Source organism: Sphingobacterium puteale, assembly GCF_050986225.1.
GTDB lineage: Bacteria > Bacteroidota > Bacteroidia > Sphingobacteriales > Sphingobacteriaceae > Sphingobacterium > Sphingobacterium puteale.
Genome location: NZ_CP158959.1, coordinates 2,730,843 through 2,750,145 on the forward strand (window position 1 = coordinate 2,730,843; position 19,303 = coordinate 2,750,145).

A 19,303-nucleotide genomic window follows, 5' to 3' on the forward strand; every position below is an offset into this window, starting at 1 on the left:
ACTACCATGAAAAATAAAATTTTGATTATAACTTTTGTATGCACACTGCTTTTGCCGAATTGGGTGCAAGCCCAGGTGCTGGGAGATGGAATTTACAGCTTCAACACTATACTTGAAAAGCTATTCGATGAGATGATGCCCTTATGCAAAGACCTCATCGACGTGGCTCGTGCAATTGCTGGTTTTGCCGCACTCTGGTATATTGGATTAAGGGTATGGAAGCATATAGCTGCTGCAGAAGCTATTGATTTTTTTCCGCTACTCCGACCATTTGCCATAGGCATGGCCATTATGTTGTATCCGTTTATTATTTCGCTGATGATGGGAGTACTTCGGCCTCTTGAAGTTGGCACCCGGCAAATGGCAAAGGATTCTCACAAAGCCATAGCGAAACATATTCTCTATCAGCAGCAAGAAGCGACGAAGGCTGACGAAGGTGTAATTACGGATTCAGGTCCAGAGGATTTAGAAAAGTATGAGCAACCGAATGGGGCATCCGAAGACGGTTTTTTCTCAGGCTTGAAATCCGTCTTTAGCAAATTTTCTATCAAGCATATGATCGGCACCATGATCAGTGAGATCCTAAATATACTTTACGCAGCCGCAAGCCTGTGTATAAATACTATCAGAACTTTTTACCTTATTGTGCTGGCGATTATAGGCCCCATCGTCTTTGGGCTATCGGTCTTCGACGGATTTCAGAATAGCTTGTCCAGCTGGTTTGCACGGTTTATCCATGTTTTTATGTGGTTGCCGGTAGCCAATATATTCGGTGCCATCTGCTCTAAAATTCTGGAGAATATGATCAACATGGACCAGTCTTTTATGAGTACAACGGCGTATCTCATCTTTATGGTCATCGCTATTGTCGGATATACCACAGTGCCGAATGTCGCGGGCTATATTGTCCAGGCAGGGAGTAGAGACACCTTGCTGCACAAAGTAAATAACTATGCAAAAACAGCCGCGACCGTAGCCGCCAAAGCACTTATTTAAAAACTAGGCAATTCAGAATGTTTTTCAAACAGGCAAAAACCTGTTAGGGACTCTTATTGCCTAAAAAATGTGACCTCGAGTTTAAAATTCAGTAAAAAATGTTCAAACAGTTCAGCAATATAGAATCAGCATTCCGGCACGTAAAACTATTTACTTACGTCGTGGTCGTTGCCAGTACGATACTCTGTGCTTTCACGGTCTATGAAAGCTACCGCATGGTCCGCAAAGCAGAAGAAAGAGTATATGTCCTGTCCAATGGTAAAGCCCTGGAGGCTATTGCAGGGGAAAGGAAAGATAATGTTGCCGTGGAAGCCAAAGATCACATCAAGATGTTTCACCATTACTTCTTTACCCTTGATCCGGATGATAAAGTTATTGAAAGCAATATGTCCAAAGCGCTATATCTAGCCGATGGTTCTGCTGCAAGCCAATATCGGGGTCTGAAAGAGAACGGTTATTATAATTCCATCATCAGCGGAAATGTGAGCCAGAATGTAGAAGCGGACAGTATTCAGATAGATTTTGAGCAATACCCTTTCCGGTTCAGGTATTTCGGCAAACAAAAAATAATACGGCCAACTGCGATCCTTTCCCGGACGCTCATCACCGAAGGAACGCTGCGTAATGTAAGCCGCTCCGATAATAATTCGCATGGTTTTCTGGTAGAGCGCTGGCGAATCGTCGACAACAGGGATATAGAACTTCAAAACCGGTAGTTATGGGATTTTTTAGAAAAGCCAGACGGCCCACTTCCAATCCATTAAAAGAAAAAGTAGCTAAGTCAATCGCTCATAGGATTGTGACCCTCCAGGTATCAGCAGCAAAAAAGCTCGCCCAATGGCAGTCTTTAGTTTCTATCAGGATTCGTAATTGCGTGTTGTCGGTTATCGGGATCCTCTGGTTACTGTACTGTATCTACATACTTGTTTTCGCTATCGTCGGATAAAGAGTCAATATGGAAAGGACTCATGGCCTCTATAAGGAATAAAAATTTAAACAATCAAAATGAAAAATATGACACAAAAACAATTGCGCTTTCGCAAATTGCTCCTGGTGCTGCCTCTTATCACCCTACCCTTTACAACGCTGGGATTTTGGGCATTAGGTGGCGGAAGAAGCCAGCCTGAGCCTGAACAAAAACTTACCGGTATCAATACTGATCTGCCCGATGCTCAGCTTAAAAATAAAAACGAGGACAAGCTGAGCCTTTATCAGAGCAACGGTGGTGATACGGCAATAAATGAATCCTTAAAGCCTGATACTACCGTCGCCTCCAGCGGCGTGTTTTCCTGGAACGGTGATTGGAACAACGCCGGTGCTTCCGGCAGCAATCTAATGGACCAGGATATGCAGCAACAACGGCTTCAGCAAAGGCTGGACGACCTGGAGCGGCTTATGCGCCAGCCAGCCCCACCCGATTATGGCAGTTCGGGTTTTTATAGGAACGAACCGGAAAAGGATTTCCAGTCATCTGCTGGGTTGCAACGTATCGAGCAAATGGTTAACAATGCGACCGGGGATAGCCAGCAGCCGGACGCAGAACTGGACCAGCTCAACGGTATGCTGGAACGCGTGCTCGACATCCAGCACCCGGAACGCTACCGTCAGCGGCTTAAGGACTATACCCATGAAAAAAGAGGAAGAATCTTGCCTGTAGGTAAGGAAACAGAAATTCTTTCGGTTCCGGTTTCCGGCAATGCCTATTCTGCAGCCACAGCACTTAACTTAACAAAAGTCAGGCAGACAGGTGCCTTTTTCGGTCTGGATGCAAATACGGCGCGCGACAGTATCGATATCAGGTCGATTACAGCCATCGTAGCGGAAACCCAGACTGTCGTTTCCGGTTCGAGTCTTAAAATGCAACTGGCGGAAGAAATCTATATCGCCGGTTTCCAAATTCCGAAAGGAACCCCTATATACGGTTCTTGTATGCTTGAAGGGGAAAGGCTCATGGTTGCTATCACCGGTATCAGGTTGGGTAACCGCCATTTTCCAGTTGAGCTCAAAGTGTATGGACTCGACGCCATGCCCGGCATCCGTATTCCCGGAGCAATTACCAGGGATGCAGCCAAAGATGGAGCGGACCGGGCAGTTCAAAGTATGCAGCTCATGAGCCTTGATCCCTCCATAGGCGCTCAGGCGGCTGGCGCAGGCATCGAGGCAGCCAAAAGCCTTTTTTCTAAAAAGGTGAAACTTATTAAAGCCACTGTAAATGCTGGTCTGCAGATATTGCTGGTAGGTGGCGACACGAATTAGTATATCGTTTAATAAAAAATAAAAACAACAATGAAGAACTTAAAATTTGTTTTCGCACTACTATTATCCATTTTTAGCCTGACAGCATTCTGTCAGCAAAAAGTTAGAGCGGTCGATATCGCGGGTTCTTACCCGCTCCAGATAAGCGCCCATAAAACTACATTGCTCATTTTTCCGGCACCGATAGAAGATGGAGACAGGGGAGATGGGTCGATCTCTGCCGAACGCGTTGCCAAAGTAAGCAACCTGCTTAAGGTAAAAGCGGTAGATAGTGCCATGCAGGAAAGTACACTGCATGTAGTTACCTCTGACGGGAAAATTTATTCCTTTAACGTCACTTATAATCCAGCTCCATCTCAGCTGACCATTGATGTTTCAAAATTGCCTTACAGGACCAAGGCTAGCTTTAAAGGGGTTTCTCTTAATGAAAAAGAAATTGAAAGTTACGCCGCAACAATGCTGGGCGCTGCTCCCTTTGTTACCGGTGTAAAGGCAAAGGCAAATGGCCTGAAAATAAAACTGGAATCCATTTATATAAAGGACGACGTGCTTTTCTTTCGCTATAACCTCTGCAATGATACCCATATCGGTTATAATGCCTATGAACCACGCTTTTCAATAAGGGACCGGTCCAGGGCTAAAAGGACTGCTATCCAGGATACTGAAATTGAGCCCATCTATATCCAATTCAAAGGCAAGCCTGAAGATGCAAATGGACAATCCATCGTCGTTGCTTTCGCGAAATTTACTATTGCCGAAAACAAGAACTTGGTAATGGCGCTTTCGGAATCGAATGGAGACAGGAATCTAGAATGTAAGTTATCTCAAAAGCAGCTATTAAAAGCGAAGGCATTTTCATATTGATATCAATACCTGTTTTATGGAATATACACTGGAAAAACAAGGAAACTCAAAAACACTGTTTAATGATTTCGGACAATGGAGCCGGCTGGAGGAATATTTTTCAAAGCAGCTCAGCCAAAAAGATCTGCAGAGCCGTCGTTTTCGCAATATGAAGTTGCGGCAGTATAACCAGATGATAAGATTATATAGCGGAGCGGGCTTGACCCAGGATGAACAGGCGCTGATGACGGTAATGAAATTTCAACGCGGATCATTGGTTCGTTCCCTCTATCCGGGACTGCTGAGCCGGATATTCTACCTGGTTTCAAAAGGTGTGGACAACCTGCTTTTCTATAACAAAGAAGTGGAAAGAGTAAAGTTGGCAAGTGATCAGCGTATCATCAATACGAAAATCAGCATTCCGCAAAACCTCCAGAAAGGTAGCTTAAAACCACCTTCCTCGCAAAGTACTACCGAGGAGCAAGCAAACAGCTTAAATCAAAAACGGTACGGGGCCGATCTTGGCGCACGGAATCAGAATGAGCAACAACGTAACCATGGACCATCCATGTAATTAAAAACTTGAAGAGACAATATTATGCAAGTAGAAAATTTTGAAGACTTAAAAACAAGTCTGGAAATCCGGGGCTTTGATCCCTCTATTTTCCCGGATTTAGAGCGGCAAATGAAAGAAGGCAAAATGGATTTTGTCCTACATTATGCACAACGTTTGGAGGAAGACAAAAGCATTCTTTGCCAACTTGCCTTTGAGAAGCATCCAAACGAAGATCGATATTTCTTTAACCGATGCCAGGCGACACTGATGAAAGGAGAGGAGGTCATAGCTCAAATCTCGATTAAGCCTTCCTGGAAAATTAAAGTTCTGGAAGCAGCAAGGATGATGGAATACGGTCAGAACGTAGCACTTTATAAGCAAAATATAATCAGCTACCGTCAAGTTGAAGGTCAGCAACAGATACAGCAATTCAGGTTCAATGCCTATATATCGCTGGATCCGGAAGGGAAAACTGACGACCATGGTAACCTGCAGCTCAACACTTACCATGATAACTATTATGCCAAGCGGCCTTTTGATCTGATAAATCAATTGGAGCATCCCGAAATCCATTTTGAAACAAAAAAGGGATATGATTCTGTTGAATCTCTGGCAAAGGATCTACAGCATGCGCATAGGGTCGAAATCTTTATGGAGCGTAATGGTGTCAAAGAAGATGGTTTCCTGGGACTCAATGCCCGTCGCGGTAAAATCAACTTTATGGACGCTAATGGCATCAGTATTGATACCGCTCCGGTAAAAAAAGAAAACCAGGATGCAAAGCAAACAGCCGATGTAAAAAAAAAGCCCTGGGTAAACCAGGGGCCACAGAAAGTGGCCTGGAAACCGAAACAGAATAAAGGCTTGTCAAGATAAAGATAGATAAACAGCGAAGTTATGACACCCGAACAAGTTGATATTTACAGAAAAGCATCCGAGACCGGCGCTATATCAGACGAGATGAACCCGCTCTATCTTTTCAGCATTACCCATACGCATCTGCTCATCCGTATCCTAAGCGGTGAGCTAGATGCCAGGGTTTTGGCAGGCATGGAACTCAACCGCAGAAACCATGAATTAGGTAAGGATTTTCCAGCCGATGGTATTCAAAAGAAAGCGGTTCAAAAGAAAACGGTTGGGAAAAGCAAAGGAAGAAAACTTTAAATGGTTTAAAATGATAAGAGCAAAAGATTTTGATACCATGGTGGATTGCCTGAGCAACCTTGGGCTGCCGTTTAAAGAAATCATTTCAAGGGAAAATATTAACGTCCATTCCGAGGAAATAAACCTCAATGTAATGGATACAAGCCAAGATCAATCTGTGTATTACCGATTTTCTATACAAAGGGAATTCAATGGTGACTATATTTCCCATGATTACCTTGCAAAAATGCTTATCGTGCCAATTGAGCATGGACATTATGCCGGAATCGATACCCTTAATTTGGAAAGGCAGATGAAAGAAATTAAATGGGCACTCTTTCTATTATACAATAATGATGCTCTGAGACCTTTTTTTCTGCAATTGGATCAACTCCGTACCAGCGGCGATGCAACAGCTAAGGAAATTGCCGACAAGCTTTCATTGAAGTATTTTGCCAATACGGTATTAGAGGACATCCTCCCCTTACCGGACCGATCACCCTACGAGAAAATGATTGTTGTTCCCATTCATAATAATGGTAACGATATAGACATTGAACAGGCAGTCCTGTTATTGAAGGGAGGATCGCTGTTAAAGTACCACGGTAATGAAGAATCAGGAGAGCTTTGCTGGGTTAAGGAAGAGAAAGGTTATTTGAAAGTATATCCTGATTTCGATGTTTCGGAAACAATAAAGCAGATGCCTTTTGTCAAGCAGCCGGATATTATCGAGTTATCTGAGATGCTTGCAGGGCTTGGAAAAGGAAAGCAATATGAAACATCCCTGATGATTAACAGCCGGATAGTTCCTGGCAGTATTTATGTCAAGCCAGAAGATAAAACTCTTGAAGTCCGTAATGATAAGGGCAAAATTGTGAATTGGCAGTTGTGGACAAAATTGAATCAGAATAAAAAACCGGGCAAAGGCAAAAAAGGACCGGGATTTTAATATAATTTTTAAATCAGTGAGAACGCATTAGTGAGCATGGAAAAAAACACACGACTAAGACCACCCTTAACCTACTATGGTGGTAAACAGACACTCGCCCCATGGATCATTTCGCTCATACCCGAGCATATCCTTTACTGTGAGCCCTTCTTGGGTGGCGGCGCGGTTTATTTTATGAAACCTCCTTCAGAAATAGAGGTTATCAACGATACCAATAAGGAGCTGATGAATTTTTACAGGGTGGCCAGTAAGAGATTCGATGAACTGGCTGCCTTGATAGAGCAGACCCTGCACAGCAGAGATGCCCATCATTCGGCAATCGTAATTTATAATAACCCGGATCTTTTTGATGAGGTCAAACGTGCCTGGGCCGTATGGACCTTATCAGCGCTGGGTTTTGCAGGTAAATTGGATGGCCCTTTCGGCTATGATAAAACGCAGAATTCAACTTCGAAAAGAATCGACGTAAAACGCCAAAGCTTCGATGAGCGCTATTTGCAACGGTTGCGCAATGCCCAGATCGAATGTGCGGACGCCCTATATATAATTCAGAGCCGGGACCATAAGGATGCATTCTTTTACTGTGACCCACCTTATATCGGTTCCAATATGGGACACTATAAAGGTTACACGGAACAGGATTACGAATCTTTACTGAAAATGCTCGCCCGCATTGATGGTAAGTTCCTACTATCTTCTTACCCTTCTGAAATTTTGGATCGGTTTATTAAGAAGTATAAATGGCAGGTACTGAAAAAGGAAATGCTGGTTACTGTAAATATAAAAGGGGGCAACCCAAAAAAGAAGGTAGAAATGTTGGTTGCCAATTATCCCATCAAGTTGCCAGGATAGGAATTAAATATAAAACGGAAAATATATGGAGAAGCCACCTCATTACTTAATAAACCTGGAGACCGGCAAAGTCAATATCTTCTCCGAAAAGCAGTTTTTCGAATTGCTTACCGCGGAACAGAAAGATACGATTAGAAGATATTGCTTGTGGAGTAAAACTCAAAACTGTTGGATATCGAAGGCAAAGAGTGAAAATGCCGGATATTTAAGACGTCAGCTCGATAACATGGGCTTTATTTATAAGGAGACTATCGGCGAAAAACTGAGTTTTGAGCAACAGATACAACGCGAAAAAGAAAAATCAGAAGAAAGAGCGGAGCAGGCATTGGCGAGGGCTGCTAAATCAGATGAGCGATCAGAGCAACTCTATGGTCAGGCAAAATCAATGGCTGGCCAGATCCCTTTAGGACAACCGATTCTGGTTGGCCACCATAGTGAAAAAGCTGATCGGAATTTCAGGGATAGAATCCACAGCAAATTTGGTAAAGCTTTCGAAGAAATGGATAAGGCAGATTTCTATAGGAAACAGGCAGAATGGGCGAGAAAAGAAGCTGATGGTAAAAAATACGAAGATCCATTTTACCTGGGAAACAGGATCAAAGAATGCGAACGCGATCTTAAGGTTTGTAATAGGAGATTAGAAGGTAAATTCTATGCGCACTCGAAACCAGTTCCAATCAGTGACAAGGAAAGGACATTTTATGAAGAACGGCTGGGACATATCCGGGAAAAACTGGATTTCTATAAGGAGTGCTTAAGCAAGATTCCTGGACAGATAACTCTAGAAGAGAAAACGAGAAAGAACAGAAAAGGAAAGGGCCTATAGTTGTAATTAGCACAACCTGGCCAGGAGGAGTAATGATGGGTGAAGAAAACAAAAAAGAGAATTATTTAATAAGGAACTTAGAATCGGGTTTCCTTGAGATCCATACTGGGAAAGAAGCATACTTTAAACTTCCTGCACGACATAAACAGTTACTGAAAAATAAATTGCGATGGAGCAATCCTAATAACTGCTGGATATCAAAATCTGACTTCGATCTTTGCAAATCCGTTATCGCACGATTTACTAAAATCGGATTTATGGATCAGGGTTTCAAAGGAAAAAGAATTCCCTTTGAAAAAAAGATCGTTCAGCGGCTCAATAAAAATATTCTTATCGCTGCTAAGTATGATCTTAAGGAAAAAAAAAGCAGGGATAACCATATCGTCCATCTACGTAGAGCAGAAAGAATCCGGCAAGAACTGAAAACAGAAACGGACCGCTTTAACAAACAGAAACTAAAAGGCCGGATAAAGCTTGCCGAAGATAAAGCGGCTGCCGCACTGGATATGGCCAATGCTGCTGCCAGACAAGCTATTGAGTTTAGGCAAAAATCACTCATCCTGGAATTGAACCTGAGCAACCCGAAATATCTAAAAACGCAGCTCTATCAGAAAAGCCGCAACCCTGTTTCGGTAAAGCATACGGGAAAAATCAGTATAGAGGATTATTTGCCATTTACTGATAATATAGCGGCAGAGCGTTTACTGGTAGCTGGCAGGTTTCGTACCTATCAGGAGCAGACACAGTTTTATAAAAACAGGCTCCGCACTATTGCTTCTTCATTGGGAGAGGGACTCAGTACTTTTTATGGAAAGCCCGTTTTCCTGTCTAAAAGATGGGCTGAGGATGGTATTGGCAGAGTCGTAGGACACCAACAAGAGCAAGGAACGCTTGTTCTTAAACTCAATAATGGAAACTATATTGAGAAAGAACTTAACCGGCTAACTGTATTGGCGCCCACTCATGATATTTTAAATGCGCTCTTGTCAAAAGAAGGAACAGTAAATGAATCTGCTAAAGCGGCGGGATTAAAAGCGTTGTCGATGATAAAAAAAGGTACTCTGCTGGAAGCAATGCAGCACATCCAAAAGGTCGGTCTTTCAAAACTATGTATGGTTACCTGTGATCAATATTTGGAGCGACAAAAAGCATTAAAAAAGAGCCTAAAGCGTTCCCCTATACTTAAGCGATAGTGCAGCATTAGCATTATTAACCTACTAACGTAAAACACAGAAGAAACATTTATGGCAGAAATTAAAAAACGGGTTTTGTCGTTCAGCAACGGTAAAACGATAAAATTATATGGCAATAGTGTTGCCATTGGAAAAAGTTTAGAGATCGCCGAAGCCTATGCGCCCAATATTTTCGGCTTTACAGCACCAGTAGGTGATGACAAAGCAGGCACTGTATTCAACCCGCATAAACTTAGTGCCGACGAATTGCAAGAGTTAGCAGATTTAAATATCCGCTTATGGATGGATTTTAAAGATTCCGTAAGAAAACATGGCATAAATAATACAAAGCTATTTAATAAAGAAGCAATTTTATAAAAGCTGGGATCCAGTAATTTTTTTTATTAACAATGGCCCTAATGGGCCATTTTCCTTTAGGAGATTAAGACATGAGAAACGGCGATGTGAGAAGAAAAGGAAAAATTAAACCGTCAAGGAAGCACGACCTTACGACCCAAGAGGTAAAAACCAGTGGCATATTTTCTAATCTTTCTGAGGAAGAGGCTGCCGAGTTAATATCGGTTTTAAAGCGGTTTACAGAAATTGTTTTCAGACGGTATAATCTTCTGCTAAAGAGGAGGAGTTCCGAGGATTAATGGTTACCTTAGAATACAATTATTTACTCCAAATCAGTGGTTTATGAAAGAATTATCGATATTTAAAACTTTTGCTAAGGGGACGCAAAAAGGGAATTTAAGGAATAGCAAAAATTGCGTAATCTATACCAGGGTAAGTAGTAAGGACCAGGAAAAGAATCTTAGCCTCGAGACCCAGTTAAAATATTGTAATAATTACGCGGAGCAGCAAGGTCTTACAGTTTTGGCAAACTTCGGGGGTACATATGAAAGTGCAATGACGGATGAAAGAAGGGAATTTTCTGCCATGATTTCCTTTGTTAAAAAATCAAAGGAAAAAGTATCATCAATCCTGGTTGCAAGCCTGGAGCGATTTTCAAGAAATGACAATTCAATTTGGCTAAGCTCAGAGCTTAGAAAACTCGGTATAGAGATCATATCAGTTACCCAGCCCATCGATACATCAAATCCCTCCGGCCAAATGCAGCAAAAAATGTTGTTTTTATTTGGAGAATTTGATAACCAATTACGGAAACAGAAATGTCGGGATGGAATCAAGGAAATGCTCTTGAAAGGAGAGTGGCCGTCAAAACCAGCATTGGGCTTTGAAATAATTGGGAAGAAAAAAGAGCGAAGGATAATAGTGAATGCTAAAGGTAAACTTATCCGACAGGCGTTCCTGTGGAAAGCCAATCACGGACTAACCAGTGAATCAATACGCGAAAGATTAGCGGAAAAAGGACTTCGTATAAGCCATCAGATGCTCTCCAAGATATTTCATAATCCTTTTTACTGTGGACTGATCGTTCACAATTCCTTGGAAGGCCAAATTGTCGAAGGCAAACATGAAAGAATGATTTCACCTGAAGTATTCCTTAAAGTAAACGGCTTACTAAATCAAAATGCTCATGGATACACTGTAAATGAAGAAAACGAACACATACCTTTAAAACGATTTGTTTTATGTGAAAAATGCAATCAACCGCTTCGAGGATATTTGGTCAAAAAGAAAGGGCTTTATTACTATAAATGCAATACGAAGCATTGTTGCGTAAATAAAAGCGCCAGAGACTTAAATAAACAGTTTGAATCCATTCTCAGCCATTTTAGTCTTGATCCACAGTCGGAAATATTGGACTTATTAATAGAGCAAATGACAGCAACATTTAATCAACTAACAAAAGAATCTGAGGAAGATTACAATTTGCTGGAAAAGGAATACAAAACCTTAAACGATAAAATTTACAGATTGGAGGAAAGGTTTATTGAAGAGGAAATTGATAAAGAGTTGTATCAAAAATTTAATGCTAAATATAAAGGGGAGAAGTATGAATTGGAAGCTAAACTGGAGAAAGCGTCAAACAAGGTGTCGAACCTCGATGAATGCATACAAGCAGCTATTGATTTTGCCGTGAATATGCCGTCTACGTGGGCTTCCAGCGATTATGTCACTAAGCAAAGTATTCAAAATTTGATATTTCCTGAAGGATTATACTATTCGAAGAATTCAGACAAATGTCGAACCAAGAGGATAAATTTTGTCTTTTTGTACCTTGCTTATTCTCAACAAGTTATTACAAAAAAGAAAAGAGGAATACCAGAATTAGATCTGGATTATTCCTCTTTTGCAACTTTAGTACCTAGGGCGGGAATCGAACCCGCACTCCCTTAACGGGAACAGGATTTTAAGTCCTGCGTGTCTACCAGTTCCACCACCTAGGCAGGTGAGCGAAAAACGAGATTCGAACTCGCGACCCCAACCTTGGCAAGGTTGTGCTCTACCAACTGAGCTATTTTCGCATGGAATTTATTTTTTCAAGTATTTCAGAACATCGCGTTCTGTTTCTTTTGGTGGTGCCAGCTGGATTCGAACCAGCGACACAAGGATTTTCAGTCCTTTGCTCTACCAACTGAGCTATGGCACCTTTTCAATGCTAGACGTTTGTCTTATTGATGCTGCAAATATAGAGGGATTATTTGAAATACAAAAAGCAAAAGTGCTTTTTTTTGCGTTTAAACGCCAACCTGTTGATTCCTAAGCGGAAAAAATAAAGGGCTATTCGATCTGAATAGCCCTCCAATACTGTCTAGGTGGATCTGTTTAAGATAATTTACCTACTTCTAATACTAAATCAACGATTTTGTTTGAATACCCCCACTCGTTGTCATACCAAGATACAACCTTAACGAAGTTATCATTCAAAGAAATACCAGCTTTAGCATCGAAGATTGAAGTACGTGCATCACCTAAGAAGTCAGTTGAAACAACCTCGTCCTCTGTGTAACCCAAGATACCTTTCAATTCACCTTCAGAAGCTTCTTTCATCGCAGTTTTGATCTCTTCGTATGAAGCACCTTTGTTTAGGCGTACTGTTAAGTCAACAACTGAAACGTCAGCAGTAGGAACACGTAGCGACATACCTGTCAGTTTACCTTTCAATTCAGGAAGAACAAGACCTACAGCCTTAGCAGCACCCGTAGAAGAAGGGATAATGTTTTGGTAAGCTCCACGGCCACCTCTCCAGTCTTTTACAGAAGGACCATCCACGGTTTTTTGCGTAGCTGTTACTGCATGTACAGTAGTCATCAAACCTTCAACGATACCGAATTTGTCATTCAATACCTTAGCGATAGGCGCCAAACAGTTTGTTGTACAAGAAGCATTCGAAACGATATGTTGATCAGCTTTTAATTCTTTGTGGTTTACACCCATAACGAAAGTAGGTGTATCATCTTTTGCCGGAGCTGACATCACAACTTTTTTCGCACCTGCATCAATGTGTTTTTGAGCTAACTCTTGCGTCAGGAAGAAACCTGTAGATTCGATGATTACTTCAGCACCTACTTCATTCCATTTCAAGTTTGCCGGATCTTTTTCAGCAGTCACACGGATTGTTTTGCCATTCACGACCAAGTTACCGTCTTTCACCTCTACGGTACCGTCAAATTTACCGTGAGTTGAATCGTATTTCAACATATAAGCCATGTAATCCGGCTCAACTAAGTCATTGATACCAACAATTTCAATTTCTGGACGATTGATAGCAGCTCTGAATGCTAAACGACCAATACGGCCAAATCCGTTAATTCCAATTTTCATATTCTTAATTTTTATTGATATAATATTTAATTAAATTATGTATCGGCTCCTTGACCACGGTGCCAATACTGATATTAAATTCATCTGTTGCTACCTCCCGGAGGATGTTTTCATAATTGAATGCCACCGAACCCGTAAAATTCACATCACTATCCGGATACTCCTTCATTAATGGCTTAATATAGGTTTTAATGAAAATACGTAATCCATTTTTGATCAGCTGATTGATAAAGAGATGCTCCTTGTTTTCAAGTACAAAATCCGTAAATGAATTTAAGAAGTTAGTAGGTTGCGGTGCGATATACACCTTCTCCAAAATACTTTTCTTATCCAGGGTAAACTCTTTCTCCAATTTTTCTTTCAGATCGAGCGGGAGGGTGTCTGTCATATAGTGTTTCAGCAACTGCTGGCTATTCCAGTTTGTCGCCCCTTCGTCCGCGAGGATATAGCCCAAGCCGTAGTTGTTCTCTATGATTTTCTTGCCGGTATAATAAGCCGCGTTCGATCCGCTTCCAATGATGCCCACAATGCCTTTTTCATCCCCGAAAGTTGAAATTGCCGAAGCAATGACATCGTGGTCAACCTTGACCCTTGCGTTGACAAAGAAGCGTTCGAAGACATTTTTGATTTTATCTTTGCGTTCCTTGGAGGAAGAACCGGCACCAAAAAAATAAATACGCTTAATTTTTTCAGCGTTATTGATCAGATTGGTGTTTCTATTTAAATGCTGTAGTATGGACCTTTCATCCTGAAGATAAGGGTTGATACCATTCATGCGGAATCCGGTGGTTATCCGGCCTTTGTCAGCCAACCGCCAGTCTGAGAATCGAGATCCACTGTATACTACTGCTATCATAGTCTGCTTTGCTTTATGTTATAAAATCTCAGCCATTTCCAATAGATCAGGACTAAGTTTAATTTCCTTGTTGCTGATAGCCTCTTCAATCGGTGTGGTTTTGATTTCATTGCCACGAAGCCCCACGGTGATGCGTGTATTGCCCGCTAAAATTTCATTCACGGCAGCAAACCCCAATCGACTGGCTAATACGCGGTCGAAACTCGTCGGAGATCCACCACGTTGTAAATGCCCTAATATACTAACTTTCGTGTCGTAATGATCAAATTTTTCCTTTACTTTTTTTGCGACATAGTATGCACCACCATTTTGGTCACCTTCAGCAACAATAACAATGGACGAGGATTTCTTTTTAATCGCACCATCTTCCAAGTGACGGATTAAGTCATCAATAGCTGTCTCTTTCTCCGGAAGTAGGATGGCCTCTGCACCACCGGCAATTCCAGCGTTTAATGCGATACATCCCGAGTCTCTGCCCATGACTTCAACAAAGAAAAGGCGCTCATGGGAGGCAGCCGTATCTCTGATTTTATCAATGGCCTCGATAACGGTGTTATTGGCTGTATCATAACCAATGGTATAGTCAGACCCGTAAAGGTCGTTGTCAATCGTTCCAGGGATACCTACAATGGGAATCTCAAATTCTTTGGAGAAGAAATTCGCACCGGTAAAAGTTCCGTCACCACCGATCACCACCAAAGCATCAATTTCTGCTGCCTTCAAATTATCGTAAGCGACTTTTCGTCCTTCAGTTGTTTTAAACTCAAGACAACGTGCTGTTTTTAATATCGTACCACCACGCTGTATGATGTTGCTCACTGAGCGGGTATCCATTTCTTTAAAATTTCCGTCAATCAGACCTTGATAACCCTGATAAATCCCAGTTACCTGGAGGCCCTTATGTAGCGCTGTACGGACAACAGCACGAATGCAAGCATTCATACCGGGTGCGTCACCGCCAGATGTTAATACGCCTATTTTTTTAATTTCTTTTATCACACTCTATATTTTAGGTTTTACGAATATAAGATTTTTATAGTGTATATTCTACACTTTGAATAAATTTTTCATTATTTTTTTGCGCATCACGTTTAGGAAGCGTATAATTGTTACAGATAACCCGATGATTAGTAGCCGATAAATTTAGCTCAGTATAATGCACATAAATAAATTTAGAAGTTTTGTATAGTAATTTTACCGTAGACTGTGTCATATTAGGCTTTCATGAAGGAGAATTAAAAGTTCTTTTGGCTGAAAGAAATGAATATCCTTTTAAGGATTGGTGGGCATTGCCAGGCTTTTTCGTGGATAATGACGAAGAGATGGAAGATGCCGTAAAAAGAATTTTGTATGAAAATACAGGTTTGAAAGATGTATTTATGGATCAGTTACATTCTTTTGCGGGCCTCAAACGGCATCCAAAAGGACGTATTCTGACCGTAGCTTATTATGCCCTTGTCCAACTTGACAATACAAAATTAAAAACAAAGCCTGTTACAAATTACATGAAACAGGCAAAATGGTTTCCGGTGAGAAATGTTCCCGAACTGGCATTTGACCATAAGCAGATTTTGGACCTATGTCTGGAAAGATTGCAGCGTCGTCTGGCCTATAAACCGATCGCTTTTGAATTGTTACCTGAAAAATTCACCCTCACCCAGTTGCAATTGGTGTATGAGGGAATATTAAATAAAACATTGGATAAACGCAATTTTAGAAAGAAAATGCAGAATTACGGTTTTCTAAAGGAACTGGATGAAGTTCAGACCGGAGTTGCTTATCGGGCGGCTCGTCTGTATAAACTGGATAAAAGAAAATTCCTCAAACATTTTCAGAATACTGTAGCGTTTTAATCAAATCTGAGTTATTATGGGCAAGGCAAACTTCTAAAGTTTGCCTTTTTTGTTGTCAACTAAGTATCAAATTATTATCGATTTTAAAATATATTTTGTGCGAGATGTTACTTTTTATATTTTTGAACAATTTCTGATAAAAGTCAGAAAGTAGAAAGGAGTTTTTTGAAGAATGGAAGATAGAAAAGACCAGATCATTGATGCTGCCATAAGACGCTTTATGCATTATGGATTTAGTAAGACAACAATGAATGAAATTGCGGAGGATATAAAAATCACCAAGGCGAATTTATATTATTATTACTCGGAAAAGAATGCGCTTATACGTGACGTCATTATACGTTTGACCGATGCGTACCGGGAGGAGGAGGAGAAGTTGGTCGCCATACATAAAGGTACAACCTACGAACTGATTATGAAGATCCTGGAATTAAGAGATGCATTTGTACGTAAGTATTATATGTTGCACATGAACGAGAACCTAGAGTGGATTAAAGGGCTTTCGATGCAGGATTTCTTTCAGTGTCTCCATAATCGTGATGTAAAGGCGCTCTATGAAATATTTAAGGTAGGCGCGGAGAAGGGGGAACTCAACGAAGAACATTTGTATGAAACAGCGGAAATCTATGTGGAACTGATGAAGAGTCTATCCTTGATGTGTAATATTTCAGATATCATTTCTGGGATACCAAATCAGGATCGTTTTGATGAAGTATTACAGAAACAGAAGTTGGCTACGAAGCTGTTTTTTAATGGTATAAATAAAAAGTAGATATAAAATTAGGACAAATAAATTAGGAATGAAAACAATCAGAATACTAGCCAGCCTTTTATTAGGTACGATGGTTTTCCAAAGTCATGCACAGCAGCAATTAAGCCTAAGTGATGCGATCAAATTTGCTCTGCAGAATAAAGCTGATGCAAAAAAAGCAACACTCGATGTGCAGAATGCGGAGCATAAGATCGCTGAGGTTAAATCGGGCGCATTACCACAGATCAATTTTACAGGGGGAATAACGTATAATCCCATGATTCAAAAAGTTGCATTGCCCGGTGAGCTTGTCGGTCAGCCTGGAACAACAGTAATGGCCGCTTTCGGACAAAAATGGCAATCAACAAATTCGATAAGTTTGAATCAACAATTGTTTAATCAAACAGTATTTACCGGATTAAAGGCCGCGAAAACTACACGCGAATTTTACCTGATTAATAAAACGTTGACGGATGAACAGTTAATTGAAAAAGTAGCCAATAGCTATTATGATGTTTATCAATCCAAATTACAATTAAAAACAGTTGATAATAACTTAGAAAGCACGACCAAAACAAGAGACGTGATCGAAGGTCTATATAATAATGGATTAGCCAAGAAAATTGATCTGGATCGTACAAATGTAGCGGTTACAAATCTAAAAGCATCTAGACAGCAGTTGATTAATGCAGTTGAACTTAAAGAAAATGCACTTAAATTTGTTATTGGTATGTCCATGGATGAACAGATCGTCATGCCAAGCTCAACCTTTGAAACGGTTGCGTTAAATGCCGTTTATAATCCAATTGATGTTTCCAATAGAACAGAGATTCAGGTGCTTACGAAGCAAAATGACTTATTGGAGCTCAATAAAAAAGCCGAGATTTCAAAATATTATCCAACATTGTCACTGACTGCTAATTATGGACGTCAAGGTCTGGGGCCAGTATTTCCTATATTTTCAAAGGCTGAAGGTGTAAACTGGTCTAGTTTCTCGGGAATCGGCTTGAATTTATCCGTTCCTATTTTTAATGGTTTCTTGACAAAATCCAAGGTTCGTCAAGCTCAGATCGATATTGATAAGCTTCAGGTCGATATCGCTGATACAAAATTAGCGCTGAGTATGGCTGCGGAAAATTCCAAAGTGCAAATCAAGAATACACTTTTGACGATTGAGTCGAATCGCAAAAATGTGGATTTGGCTAAGTCCGTCCTGGAGGATACAAACAATAACTACAAGAACGGTTTGGCGACGTTGACAGATCTACTGGACGCAGAGAAAGCTTATGCTGATGCACAAAATAATTTAAATACGTCTTTGCTTGATTATAAGGTGGCTGAAGTTCAACTGATTAAAGCAAACGGCAATCTCAAATCACTAATTAACGAATAATTGACTAATACGATATGAAACGCGGAATTATTACCCTACTTATTATTGCTGCTGGTCTTGCAGGAATATTTTTTGTGTTAAATAAAAATAAAAAGAAGAACGAAGCTGAGACTGCTGAAGTCGCCAAAACCAATGCGTCTATTGCCGTTCGTATTGATACCGCAAAGGTCGCTTCGATGGATTTGCGTTATACTGCGAATGGAACCTTTGCACCGAAGCAAGAAGTAACGGTCTCTGCAGAAACTGCCGGTAGAGTAGTTAAGGTATTGGTCGATGAAGGATCACGTGTGAGTGCCGGGCAAACATTGGCGATCATTGAAGGAGATAAGCTGAATGTCAATGTAGCGAATGCTCAGGCAGCCTTTACCAATGCCCAGGCTGACCTGCATCGTTTTGAAAGCGCTTATTCTACGGGAGGCGTTACCAAACAGCAATTGGATCAGGTGAAATTACAATATGAAAATGCCAAAAATAATTTAAAGGCTTCAAAATTGAACGCAGGCGATGTAACCATCAAAACATCTGTTTCAGGAGTGGTCAATGCACGTAAAATAGAACCCGGAACTTATTTAAATATTGGAGCTGCAGCATTCGATATCGTGAATGTAGGCACGTTAAAATTACGTGTGAATGTGGATGAGAAAAATGTGGCAACGTTAAAAATCGGTCAATCTGTGGATGTGTCGGCAAGTGTTTATGCTGACCAAAGATTCACTGGTAAAGTGACATTTATCGCGCCCAAATCGGACGGAAGCTTAAATTTCCCAGTGGAAATTGAAGTCAATAACTCATCCAATCAATTGCGTGCCGGTATGTATGGCACAGCGATTTTTGGCGAGGGCGTTGCCAGCAATACCTTGATCGTGCCCCGTAATGCATTTGTCGGTAGTGTGAGCGACAATAAAATATTCGTGCTTAAAAATGGTAAAGCAATCGAAACCAATGTGAAATCCGGAAGGAACTTCGGCGATTATATTGAAATTTTGGGCGGCCTGCAAAATGGTGATCAAGTAATTGTTTCTGGCCAAATCAATTTGTTTGATCAGAGCCCTGTTGAAATTATTAAATAATGTTTACTGAAAACCAGTAGCAAATGAAGTCGTGGTTTCATTACCATTAAAA

20 protein-coding genes and 3 tRNA genes are annotated in these 19,303 nt (G+C 40.9%); 17 read left to right on the plus strand and 6 right to left on the minus strand.

What is annotated here, in order from left to right:
* Positions 1 to 6 precede the first annotated feature (6 nt).
* The 13 genes from traJ (at position 7) to ABTV71_RS11480 (ending at position 11,900) form a co-directional block, all read left to right on the plus strand.
* Positions 7 to 996 carry a conjugative transposon protein TraJ gene (gene traJ, locus ABTV71_RS11420; protein ID WP_433903285.1) on the plus strand — a complete coding sequence of 330 codons (990 nt, stop codon included), beginning with the start codon at positions 7 to 9 and terminating at the stop codon, positions 994 to 996.
* A gap of 98 nt (positions 997 to 1,094) precedes the next feature.
* Entirely contained in the window at positions 1,095 to 1,712 is a 618-nt protein-coding gene (traK, locus tag ABTV71_RS11425) for a conjugative transposon protein TraK (RefSeq protein ID WP_433863904.1), read from the plus strand.
* Positions 1,713 to 2,001: 289 nt separating this feature from the next.
* On the plus strand, positions 2,002 to 3,252 hold the full coding sequence (gene traM / locus ABTV71_RS11430; protein WP_433903286.1) for a conjugative transposon protein TraM: 1,251 nt from the start codon (positions 2,002 to 2,004) through the stop codon (positions 3,250 to 3,252).
* A 30-nt stretch (positions 3,253 to 3,282) separates the two neighbouring features.
* The gene (traN, locus tag ABTV71_RS11435; RefSeq protein WP_433903287.1) at positions 3,283 to 4,116 is read left to right on the plus strand and encodes a conjugative transposon protein TraN; all 834 of its coding nucleotides are present in this window, start codon (positions 3,283 to 3,285) and stop codon (positions 4,114 to 4,116) included.
* Positions 4,117 to 4,132: 16 nt separating this feature from the next.
* A complete protein-coding gene (locus tag ABTV71_RS11440) occupies positions 4,133 to 4,669 on the plus strand; it encodes a hypothetical protein (protein WP_433903288.1) in 537 nt (178 codons plus the stop codon).
* Between the two features lie 24 nt (positions 4,670 to 4,693).
* Positions 4,694 to 5,527 (plus strand): hypothetical protein, encoded by an 834-nt coding sequence (locus tag ABTV71_RS11445; protein ID WP_433903289.1) that lies wholly within the window; start codon positions 4,694 to 4,696, stop codon positions 5,525 to 5,527.
* 21 nt (positions 5,528 to 5,548) lie between these two features.
* Positions 5,549 to 5,815 carry a hypothetical protein gene (locus ABTV71_RS11450; RefSeq protein ID WP_433903290.1) on the plus strand — a complete coding sequence of 89 codons (267 nt, stop codon included), beginning with the start codon at positions 5,549 to 5,551 and terminating at the stop codon, positions 5,813 to 5,815.
* Positions 5,816 to 5,825: 10 nt separating this feature from the next.
* The gene (locus ABTV71_RS11455; protein ID WP_433903291.1) at positions 5,826 to 6,743 is read left to right on the plus strand and encodes a hypothetical protein; all 918 of its coding nucleotides are present in this window, start codon (positions 5,826 to 5,828) and stop codon (positions 6,741 to 6,743) included.
* Positions 6,744 to 6,779: 36 nt separating this feature from the next.
* Positions 6,780 to 7,595, plus strand: coding sequence for a DNA adenine methylase (locus ABTV71_RS11460; RefSeq protein ID WP_433903292.1), 816 nt, complete (start codon positions 6,780 to 6,782; stop codon positions 7,593 to 7,595).
* 25 nt (positions 7,596 to 7,620) lie between these two features.
* Positions 7,621 to 8,421, plus strand: a complete 801-nt coding sequence (locus tag ABTV71_RS11465; RefSeq protein WP_433903293.1) for a DUF3560 domain-containing protein — start codon at positions 7,621 to 7,623, stop codon at positions 8,419 to 8,421.
* A gap of 257 nt (positions 8,422 to 8,678) precedes the next feature.
* A complete protein-coding gene (locus tag ABTV71_RS11470) occupies positions 8,679 to 9,614 on the plus strand; it encodes a hypothetical protein (protein ID WP_433903294.1) in 936 nt (311 codons plus the stop codon).
* A 51-nt stretch (positions 9,615 to 9,665) separates the two neighbouring features.
* Positions 9,666 to 9,971: a hypothetical protein gene (locus tag ABTV71_RS11475; RefSeq protein ID WP_433903295.1), complete on the plus strand. Its 306-nt coding sequence runs from the start codon at positions 9,666 to 9,668 to the stop codon at positions 9,969 to 9,971.
* A 321-nt stretch (positions 9,972 to 10,292) separates the two neighbouring features.
* Positions 10,293 to 11,900 carry a recombinase family protein gene (locus ABTV71_RS11480; protein ID WP_433903296.1) on the plus strand — a complete coding sequence of 536 codons (1,608 nt, stop codon included), beginning with the start codon at positions 10,293 to 10,295 and terminating at the stop codon, positions 11,898 to 11,900.
* Here the strand turns inward: ABTV71_RS11480 and ABTV71_RS11485 are convergent.
* From ABTV71_RS11485 to pfkA, 6 genes are all read right to left on the minus strand, one after another.
* Positions 11,866 to 11,950: transfer RNA gene (locus tag ABTV71_RS11485), tRNA-Leu, on the minus strand. The two genes, ABTV71_RS11480 and ABTV71_RS11485, sit on opposite strands and share 35 nt — an antisense overlap.
* Positions 11,951 to 11,955: 5 nt before the next feature.
* A tRNA-Gly gene (locus ABTV71_RS11490) sits at positions 11,956 to 12,028 on the minus strand.
* Positions 12,029 to 12,077: 49 nt separating this feature from the next.
* Positions 12,078 to 12,153: transfer RNA gene (locus ABTV71_RS11495), tRNA-Phe, on the minus strand.
* A gap of 176 nt (positions 12,154 to 12,329) precedes the next feature.
* On the minus strand, positions 12,330 to 13,328 hold the full coding sequence (gene gap, locus ABTV71_RS11500) for a type I glyceraldehyde-3-phosphate dehydrogenase (protein ID WP_077434877.1): 999 nt from the start codon (positions 13,326 to 13,328) through the stop codon (positions 12,330 to 12,332).
* 4 nt (positions 13,329 to 13,332) lie between these two features.
* Positions 13,333 to 14,184: a hypothetical protein gene (locus tag ABTV71_RS11505; protein WP_104382338.1), complete on the minus strand. Its 852-nt coding sequence runs from the start codon at positions 14,182 to 14,184 to the stop codon at positions 13,333 to 13,335.
* Positions 14,185 to 14,202: 18 nt separating this feature from the next.
* Positions 14,203 to 15,180, minus strand: coding sequence for a 6-phosphofructokinase (pfkA, locus tag ABTV71_RS11510; protein WP_433903706.1), 978 nt, complete (start codon positions 15,178 to 15,180; stop codon positions 14,203 to 14,205).
* A gap of 185 nt (positions 15,181 to 15,365) precedes the next feature.
* Between pfkA and ABTV71_RS11515 the strand changes: the two genes are divergently transcribed.
* The 4 genes from ABTV71_RS11515 (at position 15,366) to ABTV71_RS11530 (ending at position 19,251) form a co-directional block, all read left to right on the plus strand.
* Positions 15,366 to 16,037: an NUDIX hydrolase gene (locus ABTV71_RS11515; RefSeq protein ID WP_077434873.1), complete on the plus strand. Its 672-nt coding sequence runs from the start codon at positions 15,366 to 15,368 to the stop codon at positions 16,035 to 16,037.
* 172 nt (positions 16,038 to 16,209) lie between these two features.
* The gene (locus ABTV71_RS11520; protein WP_433903297.1) at positions 16,210 to 16,809 is read left to right on the plus strand and encodes a TetR/AcrR family transcriptional regulator; all 600 of its coding nucleotides are present in this window, start codon (positions 16,210 to 16,212) and stop codon (positions 16,807 to 16,809) included.
* A 28-nt stretch (positions 16,810 to 16,837) separates the two neighbouring features.
* Entirely contained in the window at positions 16,838 to 18,181 is a 1,344-nt protein-coding gene (locus tag ABTV71_RS11525) for a TolC family protein (RefSeq protein ID WP_121121907.1), read from the plus strand.
* Between the two features lie 14 nt (positions 18,182 to 18,195).
* The gene (locus ABTV71_RS11530; protein WP_433903298.1) at positions 18,196 to 19,251 is read left to right on the plus strand and encodes an efflux RND transporter periplasmic adaptor subunit; all 1,056 of its coding nucleotides are present in this window, start codon (positions 18,196 to 18,198) and stop codon (positions 19,249 to 19,251) included.
* The last annotated feature ends 52 nt before the right edge of the window (positions 19,252 to 19,303 follow it).

Bases quoted from the DNA above. Each gene is read 5' to 3' on its own strand.
- ABTV71_RS11525 (WP_121121907.1), top strand. From the start codon at position 16,838: ATGAAAACAATCAGAATACTAGCCAGCCTTTTATTAGGTACGATGGTT.
- ABTV71_RS11445 (WP_433903289.1), top strand. From the start codon at position 4,694: ATGCAAGTAGAAAATTTTGAAGACTTAAAAACAAGTCTGGAAATCCGG.
- ABTV71_RS11470 (WP_433903294.1), top strand. From the start codon at position 8,679: ATGGATCAGGGTTTCAAAGGAAAAAGAATTCCCTTTGAAAAAAAGATC.
- ABTV71_RS11440 (WP_433903288.1), top strand. From the start codon at position 4,133: ATGGAATATACACTGGAAAAACAAGGAAACTCAAAAACACTGTTTAAT.
- traN (WP_433903287.1), top strand. From the start codon at position 3,283: ATGAAGAACTTAAAATTTGTTTTCGCACTACTATTATCCATTTTTAGC.
- gap (WP_077434877.1), bottom strand. From the start codon at position 13,328: ATGAAAATTGGAATTAACGGATTTGGCCGTATTGGTCGTTTAGCATTC.
- ABTV71_RS11530 (WP_433903298.1), top strand. From the start codon at position 18,196: ATGAAACGCGGAATTATTACCCTACTTATTATTGCTGCTGGTCTTGCA.
- traK (WP_433863904.1), top strand. From the start codon at position 1,095: ATGTTCAAACAGTTCAGCAATATAGAATCAGCATTCCGGCACGTAAAA.
- ABTV71_RS11505 (WP_104382338.1), bottom strand. From the start codon at position 14,184: ATGATAGCAGTAGTATACAGTGGATCTCGATTCTCAGACTGGCGGTTG.
- ABTV71_RS11465 (WP_433903293.1), top strand. From the start codon at position 7,621: ATGGAGAAGCCACCTCATTACTTAATAAACCTGGAGACCGGCAAAGTC.
- ABTV71_RS11455 (WP_433903291.1), top strand. From the start codon at position 5,826: ATGATAAGAGCAAAAGATTTTGATACCATGGTGGATTGCCTGAGCAAC.
- traJ (WP_433903285.1), top strand. From the start codon at position 7: ATGAAAAATAAAATTTTGATTATAACTTTTGTATGCACACTGCTTTTG.
- ABTV71_RS11460 (WP_433903292.1), top strand. From the start codon at position 6,780: ATGGAAAAAAACACACGACTAAGACCACCCTTAACCTACTATGGTGGT.
- ABTV71_RS11475 (WP_433903295.1), top strand. From the start codon at position 9,666: ATGGCAGAAATTAAAAAACGGGTTTTGTCGTTCAGCAACGGTAAAACG.
- ABTV71_RS11520 (WP_433903297.1), top strand. From the start codon at position 16,210: ATGGAAGATAGAAAAGACCAGATCATTGATGCTGCCATAAGACGCTTT.
- ABTV71_RS11480 (WP_433903296.1), top strand. From the start codon at position 10,293: ATGAAAGAATTATCGATATTTAAAACTTTTGCTAAGGGGACGCAAAAA.
- ABTV71_RS11450 (WP_433903290.1), top strand. From the start codon at position 5,549: ATGACACCCGAACAAGTTGATATTTACAGAAAAGCATCCGAGACCGGC.
- traM (WP_433903286.1), top strand. From the start codon at position 2,002: ATGAAAAATATGACACAAAAACAATTGCGCTTTCGCAAATTGCTCCTG.